This is a genomic window from Paenibacillus sp. D2_2, from assembly GCF_031199965.1.
In the GTDB taxonomy this organism is placed as follows: domain Bacteria; phylum Bacillota; class Bacilli; order Paenibacillales; family Paenibacillaceae; genus Fontibacillus.
Window position 1 is genome coordinate 185,593 of record NZ_CP133605.1, and the last position, 12,288, is coordinate 197,880.

A 12,288-nucleotide genomic window follows, 5' to 3' on the forward strand; every position below is an offset into this window, starting at 1 on the left:
AAAAACAATGACCATAATTGATAAATTGGCAACTTCACTTCATCGCAAAGATGAAGGCCCTAATCAGGAACTGGCAAAAGAGATTGCTAACCGAGATGACCGTGCTGCCGTGAAGGAGCTGGTTGACAACCTGCATCACAGTGACAAAAACATTCAAAGCGATTGCATTAAAGTGCTCTATGAAATTGGGGACCTCCAACCGTCTTTAATTGCTGAATACATTCAAGAGTTCGTAGCAATGCTTGATCATAAAAACAATCGGCTTGTATGGGGGCTATGACTGCACTTGATGCAATCACTCTTGAGAATCCGGAAGCCATTTATGGAGTGCTTACAAAAATTATTGATACAGCTGACAAAGGATCGGTCATCACCAAAGACCACGGAATTAATATCCTGATTAACCTTTGTTCTGTCCAACCATATGCTGATCATGCATTCGCTTTACTCATCAAACAACTGAAGAGCAGTCCGATAAATCAACTGCCCATGTATGCGGAGAATGCCATATCCATCGTTAATGATACAAACAAAGCGCTCTTCATAGAGACGCTTTCCTCACGGCTCGATGATATTGAAAAAGACACCAAGCGAAAGCGGGTGGAGAAAGTGATAAAGAAATTGAACTCGCGACTTCATGAGGTTTCTAGTACATAAATTTAAACCGAAAGGTAGAGGAGGTAAGGAGGTAAAATGTTTTGTAATCATTGCGGGTTCAAACTAGCCAATAACGCTAGATTTTGTTCGGGTTGCGGGACTGCTGTACAAGGGAGGCCACAGCATTTGGTACAATCAGTACATAATGAGACGCCAGCGCTTGTCCAGAAATTTCAGCAAAATACAGAGGTTTTTAATTTGTTGGGTTATGAAGTATCAATACCGAAAGCGACAGGGGCTTATGTCTCGATTCGTAACGAATTTCAGCAATTAGCTCAAGAAGCTTGGAATCGGATGTCTTGGAACTTTGATACTCAGTACCGTAGTCTGGATGATTTAGTTTGTTATGGGGAAGACGATGCGGATGACATTTTTGATTCTGCCTGTGAATATGCAATCAATTTGCTGAGGAGCAAAGGCGTTTACAACATAAATATGAATCGATTTATTGAAGTATCTTTGGGATATATCGGTTATTGGGAGACTAATTTTGATGATATCCAAGAGGAACTCGCCAATGCATTAGGTAATGCGTCCACTAGCGCGGAAGTGAGCAGAATAAAAAGCGAAATTTTTAAGGATCCAGAGACTAAGAGAATACTTTGCATGTCCGTATACTTTGATGTTTTTTTCTTTCATCGGGCCGTGATAGAGTGTCTTAATGACAGTGAGCTGCTGAAAATAGCAGAGTCATACACTAGTAGTGAACAAGAAGAGGCTATGATCATATATAGTAATATTATGAATGGAAGTGTGAGGAACGAAGATCTTGGGCGCATGATTATAGAGATCTTAAAGAAATACCCGTTTGAGCTGGACTTCTATGAACTTGCCCTGAAGTATACTTCGGAGGAAGTTCATTATGGTCTAATCGATTACGCCCGCTATTTTAATATGCCTATTGATGAGTTGATCCAGAACCTCCATACAGATGCTGAGAATAGGGAACGTCTAGCAGATTTCTTCGGTGAATTTACGGTGGAGCTGGAGAATAGGCTTCAGTATAATAATCTATTTCAATCCATTAAATTTGAGTTGCCGGAAGACCCGATACGCGCCATACAGAAAGTATTCTTCTCCCTTCAAAATGAGTCAATTATATCCTATGTGTTCCTATTACAAGGAGATCTCGACGAGAGGGCTGCGAAAAAGTTAGAAAATGTGAAGGGTTCATATGCACCTATTCAAGATGAGAATCCGATACTTCTGTTCGATAATACTGCCTTCGGAAGTGCCAAAGATGGCTTCTTAATTACTGACCAGAGGATATATGTTCATAATATGCTGGAGAAGGAATGGAGTAGTGACTTACAAGAGATCCAGGAGATGTATCTATCGGATAACTTAATGTATATTGACGGGAAATCAGTGGGTATTAATCTAATTAGCAGCAAAGATCGAGACGACTTCTATGAGTTTGTAGAACTTTTGCTGTTCGTTCTGAAATACAATGATAGGATTGGCATAAACAACAGATACTTGGATTATAATTGGACTCCTTCTGCGGAACAATCTATGAATTATGAGGTCATGGGCACAGTATCTACTACTTCTAATTGGGTGATGAATACAGATGAGGTTATTGAGGATATTAAGAACAGAGTCTTAGGTATCAGGAATGTAGATATCCGCAAATATGTATTTATCGAGAACGAAAACGAGAAGGTTATTAAGAAGTTCCAGAATGCCCTTGAATCATATGCTAATCTAGAATTCGATGAGAGACCTGTAGTTCTCTTCGATAATACTGTCTTTGGTAGTGCCAAGGATGGCTGCTTAATTACCAATCGACGAATTTACATACATAACATGCTTCAAAAGCCAGTTTCCATTGATATTAGAAGTATAATATCGGTGGAATTGAAGGATACCGACTTATTGATTAATCAGTATGCAGTGGGGATTAATATGATCTCTTCATCCGATAGGGCTGAGTTCAAAGCTCATATGGAGGATTATATAAATAGATTGAAGTAAGCAAGTTGTTAATTTGCATAGTCCAGTTCGCCTACTCCATCGAAAACCCGACCTTAAGAGGTCGGGTTTTCGATGGAGTAGCATTTATTTCGCGTTCTTATCAGGCTGATGAATACCAAACGTATTTCCTTCGGTATCAATGTAATACCCTTGCCAAGCCATTCCGGGCAACGCATACTTGGGCAATGCGAGTTTGCCTCCGAGATTAAGGATTTTCGTCTCGGTAGAATCGTAGTCTTCCACTCCCATCGTACATGCATAGCCGTTCATAGATTGTCCGGGTTGTGGGGATGCGCCATGACGTTGCATCAAAGCGCCGTTGATTCCTAATTCATTTGCATCGCCTGTCACAGCTCCGAAATAGGGCATTCCGGCATACTCGCTCCAATCCTCAAACGTCCATCCAAATATTTCTCCATAAAATTTCTTAGCGCGTTCCATATCATCGACATGAATCTCGAAGTGAACTAATCTACCCATGATTACCTCCTACGTTTTCGCTTACTTACATTTTTTGTGTTATATTGGCTATCTCCATCTTTATTTCCTTCATCATTATTGTAATTATTTAAAATAATTATTCAGTTTTGCATCTCCCAAATTACACAATATACCATTTTGTAACATGACAAAAGTACTGACAACGCTCACTATTTGAACGTCGTTTTTTGTAATATATTAGTTTTGAAGTATTTTAGGTAGCTGATCGCAAAACATTGGTAGTATCCATCAAGGAAGGATTCTTTATACGAAAGGACGGAAGAGCGGTGACAAGAGCAGAAGTCACTATCATGCTGCAACAATTGTTGAAGAAGTCTGATCTGATTTAATTGGTGAAGCAACTAGCAGAGAAAGACCGCCTGAAAAGGCGGTCACTTTGCTTTTTATGATATTTACTTACGCTCAGGCCTCTGCCATTAACTGCTCATACCAGGTACGGACATCATGCTCGAGTCGGCTTGCGATTTCCGGGAAATCATCCTTTACATTCACTCGTTCTCCTGGATCGACTTCTAGGTCCGAGAGATGTATGTCATCAGGCTGCAAACGGTCAAAATCCAGTTTTCCGCCCAGTACCAGCTTCCATTTGCCTTCACGAACGGCAAGCTGACTGCCATATTCCCAGAAAATTTGTTTATGCGGCGTTTTTTCGCCTTTTGTGATCATGTCCACCACACTAACCCCATCGATTTTGTCAGGTGAAGGTACACTCAACCGGCAAAATCCATCACGGTAGGGAGAATATCTGCCATCATGCCGACTTCGTCGCAGATCTGTTCCGCAGGAATCACTTTAGGATATACGAGGATTGCAGGTTCTCGGATTCCGCCTTCGAACAGGCTTCCTTTATGCCCGCGGAAGATCCCAGCGCTGCCACCATAATATACGTCTTCCGTACCATCCAGGAAATTGCGCGACTCCGAAGACGGACCGTTGTCACTGGAGAAAAAGACAAGAGTGTTCTCGTCGATGCCGTTCCGCTTCAAAGCAGCCATGATATCCCCGACACCGTCATCCACGGCGGAGATCATCGCCGCCATGAGCTGGCGGTCCCGCGGCAGATGCTTGTAACGATTCATGTATTTTTCCGGCGCATGCATCGGGTAATGAGGAGCATTATAAGCAGCATATAGGAAGAACGGCTTGTCCGCCGCCCGGTTCCGTTCGATGAAATCCACCGATTTATCCGTAATCAAATGAGTCAAATATTCGCCGTCATGCCAAACCTCATCCTCATTGCTCCACAGATCATGTACGGGATTCGTCTGCGGCATTCCCCAATAAAAAATATGGGAGAAATAGTCCACGCAACCAGCCTGGAAACCAAAATATTCGTCGAAGCCGCGTGCATTCGGCTTTGTTTCTTCCGCTGAACCTAAATGCCATTTTCCGTATAAGGCCGTGTTGTAACCGAATTCCTTCAAGTGTTCCGCTAGTGTCTTCGCTTCTGGCTTCAGCCCTGCTGTGCCTCTCTTGCCCTCCAAAATATGGCTCACGCCCGTTTTTGCGGGGTATAGCCCCGTAAGAAGGGAAGCCCTGGACGGAGAACATACGGGAGAGTTAGAATACCAGTTGGTAAACCGGACGCCTTTCTCGGCAAGCGCATCTAAGTGAGGGGTACTTATCGCGTCCGATCCATAACATCCTAAATCACCGTATCCCAAATCATCACAATAAATGACTACAACATTCGGTTTCGTCATTGAAACTCATACCTTTCTTTTTATTGTGTTATGTCCCAGCGGTCATAGGCATCCTGAGTTTCCTGTTGTTAGCGCCTCATTTATGATTGTATTTCAAAGGAGGATGCTGAGACTGCTTGTCTTCATTCTTCCATAAAGCGTTTTCTTTTTCAAGATTCATAGATTCTTGTTATGAGTAAGGCCGCTTTGATCACCAGCCGAAAGTTATAAGTATTACTAACGCGAGCACCCATAGCAGTGGTAGATTCGCCGTGATATAGGCCCATTTAATAGAGGTATATTTGTAGAACAACCAGCAAAAATACGACAGAAGGGGTCCCAACGGATAACTGATTAGAATTATTGCAAAGGCGTAGTCGGACCAGTGTAAGGTTCTGCTGGAGGGACCATCACCTGAAAAGGCAACAATGATGAGCATCACAGGATATAGCAGTAGGCTTAGGCCATAGAGAATATTCAAACTAAGCAAAATACTAAATGCTTTTGGATTTTTCAATAAGAGTCCTCCCGATGGGAACAAAGTCTTAATGCTACATGTTATTATAGGGTCACTTGGAAAATCTGACAATCCGTGCATATATCTTAAAGAATCCATAAAAAAACCACTAGACCTAACGTTTAGTGGTTTTTTTACGGAAGAGATCCGACCGCAAGTTTTACTTTGTGGGAAAAGATACGGAACTAATCCCGTGGCAATAACTCGAATGTCCTCGATCATTGGGATGGATGGGTAAATGTCCGCTCAACGCATCTTCTATTTTCCCATTTTGATATCCATATATAAGGTCTGCCTGTTTTCCTTCAAACCACTTATGGGCGGGAACGACAATCACATTAAAATGATGGGCTAGTTCGGTAATAATTTGGTTTAGTCCGCTTATCGATTCGACGGCAAGAGGGCTGTTTGGAAATGGATTGTATTGCGTGCAGCAAATGATCCGGGCACGACTTCCTTTTCTGATGTGAGTAAAGATGCCGCCTAAATTACGCTTATAGCTGGCAACAAATTGATTTATGGCTAGTGGCTTTTTACTTTTAAGAGAAGCTAGTGCCGTATTGGCTAAATCTACTCCTCCGATCCATACAGATACGACAGAGGAATGATGGATGACAGGGTCTCCCCGCCATATCACCGCATCCAATAGTTCGCGGCTGGTCCAGCCAGGCTGAGCCAGAACGAACCCACGAACCCTGCATGAGTCTGAATTTATGGCAGATACGGCTAATCGTGGATAGGACTTTGCCAACGAAGAGGCATTTTCCCCATAGGTGATGGAATCTCCAAGAGCTGTATAGATCATAAGAACATCATCAACCCCACCCTTAATCATATATACAACGTAATTAGAACATCTCAGAGATAGTATATTCAATCATGCACAGGTGGTTTGGACATTCATAATGAGTGCTTCGTTAAGAGCAGCTCTTTTATTTCATGAATAGCGATTTGATTCAAATCTGGTTGCTTCAAGGCGATTATGCAATATAGTAGGAGTGCGATTATGAATCATTTTAGCATCTAAGCGTCAGTATAAAAAGAAGGAGCTATCGGCTATATCCGATAACTCCTAGTATTCTGGCTATTCGCCGTTGGCTGGTTTCATTTTGCAATTGTTATTAGATCAGTCCGCGTTAATACAGCCTGGTTGCGTGATCCAGGACTATTAAGCAGATGCCATGCTGTGTACTGTTCAGGATATAGAGTGGAGGCAGGCATCCCGTCAACGGGAACCGCGACATGATATCCACGGAATGCAGCAGCTACAACGGTATGCAGAACGGCCCCATTTGCTGCGTAGCCCGTTATAATAACGGTTTGTATATGATTTTTCTGCAAAATACTGTCCAAATCCGTGTTATAGAATTTATCTACGTTTGATTTAACAATCGGATCTGTAGGGGAAGGATCTAATTGCTGATTAATATCAGAAGGATCTCCGGTATGTGTAAGACTATAGACAACTAACATTCCTGCCTCACGTGCCTTAGTCAATAAGTTCTTGATTCTAGGGATGGAGGCCATACAACGGTGATTGTTACATATCGAATTCTCCATATCCAAAATAAGGAGTGCAGTAGTTCTAGGGTTAATATAGATTGCTTTTAACTCGGGTGCAGGTGGGGGATGACAGCGTTCCATTCGTCGATGATTGTATCGTCAGATCGCCATTTACCACATTCAGGACAATAATATCCCTTCATGTGTTTTGACCGTATTTTTCTAGATCGTGGTCCACCATTATTTTCACTAACTCTTGGAAGGGAATCTTAGGCTCCCATCCTAGTTCTCTTTTTGCCTTCTCGGGATCCCCGAGCAACAGATCTACTTCTGCCTGGCCTTATAAATGCAGGATCCTGGACGACATAATCTTCCCAGTTCAATCCAGCATGAGCAAAGGCAGTTTCAACAAGATCGCGGACCGTATGAGTCTTTCCCGTGGCCACCACATAATCATCCGGTTTTTCCTGGTGAAGCATGAGCCACATGGCTTTAACATAATCGCCCGCAAAACCCCAGTCTCGTTTGGCATCAAGATTTCCAAGGCGAAGCTCCGTTTGAAGGCCAAGCTTAATTCTCGCTACAGCATCCGTTACTTTCCGTGTAACAAATTGTATCCCTCTTCGCGGTGATTCATGGTTGAATAAAATCCCTGAGCAGGCAAATAAGTCATAGCTCTCGCGGTAATTTATAGTTATCCAATGCCCATATACTTTCGCAACACCATAGGGACTTCGAGGGTAAAATGGAGTAGTCTCCTTCTGAGGTGTCTCTATCACCCGTCCAAACATTTCAGAACTTGAAGCTTGGTAGAAACGGGCATCTGGCTTGACCTGCTTAACTGCTTCCAGCATTCTAAGTACACCAAGACCTGTAACCTCTGCCGTAAAACAGGCTGGGGCCATGAATCTGCTACAAAGGACTGGGCACCAAGATTGTAAACTTCATCTGGATTAGATTGTTTTACGGCTTGTATTAATGATGATAAATCATCCAAATCACCGGAAATAAACTCAATTTCCCTCTGTATATGCTTAATATTTTCATAGTTTTCTGTGGATGTTCTTCTTTTTAAGCCATATACCTTATATCCTTTCTCGAGAAGAAGTTCAGCCAGATACGAACCATCCTGACCGGTTATGCCCGTTACTAACGCTCTTTTCATGGATGTCCTCCCTAACTTTTTCGTAAGAATCTATATACAGTTATGGGCTTTTCTCAGGAGAAAGTGAGAGTTCCATAGTCACGACGATTGTCGATATACTGGGGAATACCTAACTTTCTTAATACATCGCTAAAGATGACATAATCATATCGGTAACTTCCATCGTCATAGCTGACTTGATCCAGCACCTCACTCCGAACCAAATAGGTGCAGTGAATAACTTCTACTTCAATTAATCCTTTGATATGTCCATAGTAAATATCGAAATAATAATTTGAATGTTTATAATACCCGTTCTCATCCGTAATGTAATGATAGTTCGCATAAAGGCTAGTTGGACTATCGCTGTTTTTCAAGAGCGGTCCAATAACGGGCAGATTCGTATCCAGTAGAATTTCAAGTGTTTCTGGAATCACGAAGTTATCACAATCCACAACGAAATAGTGGGTTCCTCTTTTACAGGCCCATTCTATGGATTCTTGACGCAGACGACACAGTACTTGTAATTTCAGTGGATTCCAATCATGAGGAGCATATTCTTGAACCGGTTCTTCTACATCACTTGCATCGTAAAATATTTCTGAATACTTATCCTTCACTTTTTCAATCCAGGTTTCAAGGACTTCTGCCGTATTATCGTTATTATTATTCGTACGTATATAAAGCTTGATTTTAGAAGCAGGGTAGGTTTGTCGTTCAATTAAATCAAGATATTTTGGTAAGACATGTGCTTTATCCTTAGCAAGGATAGCAATAGTGACAAATTCCGAAGGCTCGACCATTTAAATCCCCTTTCTTCGTACTTATCATTTTGAATTTTTGACAAAGGCTTCAATGTCTTCCCATTTCATAAAGATCCGGACTATATCTTCTTCAATAAGTTCCGTTCCTGCCTGTACTTCGATAAACTCTAAGTCTGTTATAGCTTTAAGGCCATGTAATGCTCCTGCTGGAATGTGTAACACATTACCCTCTTGAATTTCGAGGATTTCCCCATCCAATACAAATAACCCTTTACCATTGATAATGGTCCAAACTTCACTACGATGGTCATGCTTATGATAGCTGAGATTTTTGCCAGCAGTTACTCCAATTCTTCTCGTTAAGACTTCTTGCGTTTCATTACTTTTAGTGAAATCTAATACGCGGTACCAGCCCCAACGACGTTCTTCATACATCGGTCTATTTTCGAATTGATTAGCTATTTCTTTAACTCTCGGGCTTTCTTGTTTATCTGAGACAAGGATTCCATCAGGACTTACGGCTACTATTAAATCAGATAGACCTAATACGGAGACAGGAATATCGAGTTCATTGATGATATGGATATTTTTACAATCAGAACTCATAATGCCCTTTCCAATGATAGATGCGTCCATTTCCTCTGTGAGGGTATTCCAGGTACCAAGATCTTTCCACTCACCATTATAGGTAACGACAACAATTCTCTTCGTATTTTCGACGATTTCATAATCAAAACTTCTTGCTGGTAGATGTGAATATGTTTGTAATAAATCAGCGTAGCTTAAGGCTAATGCGCGTTCTTTCAAATGATTTAGAATATAATCTAATTTAAATGCAAAGACTCCGCTATTCCATAGCCCTCCTTCAGAAATAAGTTGTTTCGCCTGCCCATAAGTCGGCTTTTCTTTGAAACAACGAACAGCTTGATATTTTTTATTTTGCTCTGGCTTGTTGAATTCGGAAGGAACAATATAGCCATATTTTTCTGATGGAAAAGTAGGGTTTATTCCAATTAATGCGAGATCGGCCTCGGAGTCTTGCAAAATTTCCTCTAAAGTCCTTACATACTGAAAAAACTCATCCTCTACATATGCATCAACGGGCATAACGACTACAATTTCATCCTCCGTTACACTTTCAACGGAATATAAATATAAAGATGATAACGCAATGGCTGGATAAGTATCTCTCCGACAAGGCTCAATAACTAAAGGGACGCTGGTTCCTATTTGATTATGGATCATATCAATCTGTGATTTACTTGTAGATACCACCGTACTTCCTGACAGATTTGCCTTTTGAAGCTGCTGCCAAGTACGTTGGAGCATAGAAATGGGCCTATTCAGCTTGTTGTCGGAAGGCAGTAGTTTTAAAAATTGTTTTGAGCGTGAATCATTGGATAAGGGCCAAAGACGTTTTCCTGAACCGCCAGATAATAATATAAGATGCAGAATTTAACACCCCTCTTTTGGTGGTACGCCTAGTTTTCATTATCTTATGTGAATCGAGTAGAGAGGGTGTGGTACTTACGCCCAAATAACTAGGCAGTCATAGAAAAATGAGCCTCTAGAATCGCTTCTAGGGCTCATTTCACGTTTAAGGAGATATATTCGCATCCCCTAATTCAAGCAAAAACGGAGGTTATATCCCATATTTTCTTGCTAATTCGGTCTGAGGTACTTTCCAAAGCTCAATCCACTTCTTGATAGCGGTAATCATAATGACTAACCCTAGGATCAGCATGACGATGGAAAGAATGCCATTTAACATGCTATAACTATTGGAAGCTGGGTTCAGATACACATTCTTAACCATCCAGTAGCCTGCTACGTTAACAGTTACGTAGAGGTAGGCTAGTGGAACCAAGCATGTGAGCACATACCAACGTTTATCTGCAATTTTCAGAACAATGGTCGCGCCGATAATTAACCCAATGGATGCCATCAGCTGGTTGGAAACTCCGAACAGTGCCCAGATCGAGCTAATATCGCCAGAATAGAGAAGGTAGCCCCAGACGAAACACGCCAACGCACTTGCAAAAATGTTACCAGGTAGCCAATCCGTTCTCTTTAATGGTTTATAGAGATCTCCAAAGAAATCTTGAATCAAATAGCGTGCTACACGAGTACCAGAGTCGATTGCAGTTAGAATAAAGACTGCTTCAAAGAGAATAACAAATTGGTAGAAGTAAGAGGCTAAGTGTGCAAACCAAGGAAGTTTAGTGAAGATATAAGTCATACCCACCGCTAGTGTGACCGCTCCACCCGTACGTCCTTCTAAATCCATTCCAACCTCTGCAGCTAAATCTTTCAGATGAACGGTATCCATCCCAAGGGCTGCGAATGCTTCAGGAGAGGAGTTAATGGCAAAGTAGTCTCCTGGCTGAAGGGAAACAGCAGCGATCAAAGCCATAAGGGCCACAAGACATTCAACGAGCATTGCACCGAAGGCTACAGGTTTAATATCTTTCCAGCGATTTATCATTTTAGGTGTAGTTCCTGATCCTACGAAAGCGTGGAATCCTGAAATGGCACCACAAGCAATTGTGATGGAGATAAATGGCCAAACGGGACCTGCGACGATGGGACCTCCACCATTAATGAAGTCGGGAATAATAGCTGGGAATTGAACCGTCGGATTCACATAAAACACCCCAACAATTAATGCTCCGAAAACTCCAATTTTCATGAAGGTACTTAAATAATCACGAGGTGCAAGTAATAACCAAACGGGTAATGCTGCAGCAAAGAATGCATATATGGGTAAAATAATGGCAAGCGTGCTTGCATCAAGGGTTAAGAAATCCCCAAACGCTGTACCCTGGATACTTGGTCCAAACAGAATTCCGGCCATAATCAAGATAAAACCGACTATGGTTGCTCCTTTTAAGTGACCTGTAATACGATGGTGGATTCCTACGCCCATAGCAATTGGGATCGTGATACCAACTGAGAAAACGCCCCATGGATTGTGCTCTAAGGCATGAAGTACTACCATAGAGAGCCCTGCCATTGTTATTGTAATGATGAATAACATGGCAAGCCCAGTACAAAAGGCTGCAACAGGACCCAGTTCCTCTTTGGCTACTTCAGACAGTGATTGTCCATTTTTTCGCATGGAAGCAAATAAGACAACGGCATCATGTACGGCTCCGCCGATCACGGCCCCGACAAGTAACCAGATGAGTCCCGGTAAATAACCGAATTGCGCGGCCAAGATTGGACCTACTAATGGACCTGCGGCAGCTATGGCTGCAAAGTGGTGACCGAACGTGACCCATTTATTAGTGGGTACATAATCTTTGCCATCCTCCAGCTCATTGGCAGGAGTCTCCTTAGCGGCATCCATCGCCTCAAGCTTTAATATTTTTGATGCCATGAACGTACCGTATAGACGATAAGCAATTAACAAAATACAAATTGCCCCTACTACGATTGTAACCGCGTTCATGTTAATCCCCCCATCGGATTAAAATATTATATGAATTTGAGATAATCATACCCAATGAAAGCTGGATTTTGTGATTTTCACTCTAAGACACA

The 12,288-nt window shown here is 41.9% G+C and carries 13 protein-coding genes and 1 pseudogene; 3 read left to right on the forward strand and 11 right to left on the reverse strand.

The window, feature by feature from the left end:
* Positions 1 to 7 precede the first annotated feature (7 nt).
* The 3 genes from RE628_RS00930 to RE628_RS00940 all read left to right on the forward strand — a co-directional run bounded on the left by RE628_RS00930 (position 8) and on the right by RE628_RS00940 (position 2,634).
* A complete protein-coding gene (locus tag RE628_RS00930) occupies positions 8 to 280 on the forward strand; it encodes a HEAT repeat domain-containing protein (protein WP_309156981.1) in 273 nt (90 codons plus the stop codon).
* Positions 277 to 657, forward strand: a complete 381-nt coding sequence (locus tag RE628_RS00935; RefSeq protein WP_309156982.1) for a hypothetical protein — start codon at positions 277 to 279, stop codon at positions 655 to 657. Before RE628_RS00930 ends, RE628_RS00935 begins: the two co-directional genes overlap by 4 nt.
* Positions 658 to 783: 126 nt before the next feature.
* Positions 784 to 2,634, forward strand: a complete 1,851-nt coding sequence (locus RE628_RS00940) for a hypothetical protein (protein ID WP_309156983.1) — start codon at positions 784 to 786, stop codon at positions 2,632 to 2,634.
* Between the two features lie 84 nt (positions 2,635 to 2,718).
* Here RE628_RS00940 and RE628_RS00945 read toward each other — a convergent pair whose 3' ends face one another.
* The 11 genes and pseudogenes from RE628_RS00945 to RE628_RS01000 form a co-directional block, all read right to left on the reverse strand.
* Positions 2,719 to 3,114, reverse strand: a complete 396-nt coding sequence (locus tag RE628_RS00945) for a VOC family protein (protein ID WP_309156985.1) — start codon at positions 3,112 to 3,114, stop codon at positions 2,719 to 2,721.
* 423 nt (positions 3,115 to 3,537) lie between these two features.
* Positions 3,538 to 3,801 carry a hypothetical protein gene (locus RE628_RS00950; protein ID WP_309156986.1) on the reverse strand — a complete coding sequence of 88 codons (264 nt, stop codon included), beginning with the start codon at positions 3,799 to 3,801 and terminating at the stop codon, positions 3,538 to 3,540.
* Positions 3,802 to 3,845: 44 nt separating this feature from the next.
* Positions 3,846 to 4,838, reverse strand: coding sequence for a sulfatase-like hydrolase/transferase (locus RE628_RS00955; protein WP_309156987.1), 993 nt, complete (start codon positions 4,836 to 4,838; stop codon positions 3,846 to 3,848).
* 190 nt (positions 4,839 to 5,028) lie between these two features.
* Entirely contained in the window at positions 5,029 to 5,334 is a 306-nt protein-coding gene (locus tag RE628_RS00960; RefSeq protein ID WP_309156988.1) for a hypothetical protein, read from the reverse strand.
* Between the two features lie 160 nt (positions 5,335 to 5,494).
* A complete protein-coding gene (locus RE628_RS00965; protein ID WP_309156991.1) occupies positions 5,495 to 6,169 on the reverse strand; it encodes an SGNH/GDSL hydrolase family protein in 675 nt (224 codons plus the stop codon).
* A gap of 269 nt (positions 6,170 to 6,438) precedes the next feature.
* Positions 6,439 to 6,894 (reverse strand): cysteine hydrolase family protein, encoded by a 456-nt coding sequence (locus tag RE628_RS00970; protein ID WP_309156993.1) that lies wholly within the window; start codon positions 6,892 to 6,894, stop codon positions 6,439 to 6,441.
* 142 nt (positions 6,895 to 7,036) lie between these two features.
* Positions 7,037 to 7,156 carry a GDP-mannose 4,6-dehydratase gene (locus RE628_RS00975; protein WP_309156995.1) on the reverse strand — a complete coding sequence of 40 codons (120 nt, stop codon included), beginning with the start codon at positions 7,154 to 7,156 and terminating at the stop codon, positions 7,037 to 7,039.
* Positions 7,107 to 8,002: pseudogene (locus tag RE628_RS00980) on the reverse strand (GDP-mannose 4,6-dehydratase). Before RE628_RS00980 ends, RE628_RS00975 begins: the two are co-directional and overlap by 50 nt.
* Positions 8,003 to 8,055: 53 nt before the next feature.
* Positions 8,056 to 8,784 carry a glycosyltransferase family 2 protein gene (locus RE628_RS00990; RefSeq protein WP_309156998.1) on the reverse strand — a complete coding sequence of 243 codons (729 nt, stop codon included), beginning with the start codon at positions 8,782 to 8,784 and terminating at the stop codon, positions 8,056 to 8,058.
* Between the two features lie 24 nt (positions 8,785 to 8,808).
* Complete coding sequence (locus tag RE628_RS00995) at positions 8,809 to 10,197, reverse strand: sugar phosphate nucleotidyltransferase (RefSeq protein ID WP_309159324.1); 1,389 nt, start codon at positions 10,195 to 10,197, stop codon at positions 8,809 to 8,811.
* A 190-nt stretch (positions 10,198 to 10,387) separates the two neighbouring features.
* Positions 10,388 to 12,196, reverse strand: coding sequence for a carbon starvation CstA family protein (locus RE628_RS01000; protein WP_309156999.1), 1,809 nt, complete (start codon positions 12,194 to 12,196; stop codon positions 10,388 to 10,390).
* Positions 12,197 to 12,288 lie beyond the last annotated feature (92 nt).

Coding starts and splice junctions, on each gene's coding strand:
- RE628_RS00930 (WP_309156981.1), top strand. CDS start 8: ATGACCATAATTGATAAATTGGCAACTTCACTTCATCGCAAAGATGAA.
- RE628_RS00935 (WP_309156982.1), top strand. CDS start 277: ATGACTGCACTTGATGCAATCACTCTTGAGAATCCGGAAGCCATTTAT.
- RE628_RS00945 (WP_309156985.1), bottom strand. CDS start 3,114: ATGGGTAGATTAGTTCACTTCGAGATTCATGTCGATGATATGGAACGC.
- RE628_RS00950 (WP_309156986.1), bottom strand. CDS start 3,801: ATGATCACAAAAGGCGAAAAAACGCCGCATAAACAAATTTTCTGGGAA.
- RE628_RS00955 (WP_309156987.1), bottom strand. CDS start 4,838: ATGACGAAACCGAATGTTGTAGTCATTTATTGTGATGATTTGGGATAC.
- RE628_RS00965 (WP_309156991.1), bottom strand. CDS start 6,169: ATGATTAAGGGTGGGGTTGATGATGTTCTTATGATCTATACAGCTCTT.
- RE628_RS00970 (WP_309156993.1), bottom strand. CDS start 6,894: ATGGAGAATTCGATATGTAACAATCACCGTTGTATGGCCTCCATCCCT.
- RE628_RS00990 (WP_309156998.1), bottom strand. CDS start 8,784: ATGGTCGAGCCTTCGGAATTTGTCACTATTGCTATCCTTGCTAAGGAT.
- RE628_RS01000 (WP_309156999.1), bottom strand. CDS start 12,196: ATGAACGCGGTTACAATCGTAGTAGGGGCAATTTGTATTTTGTTAATT.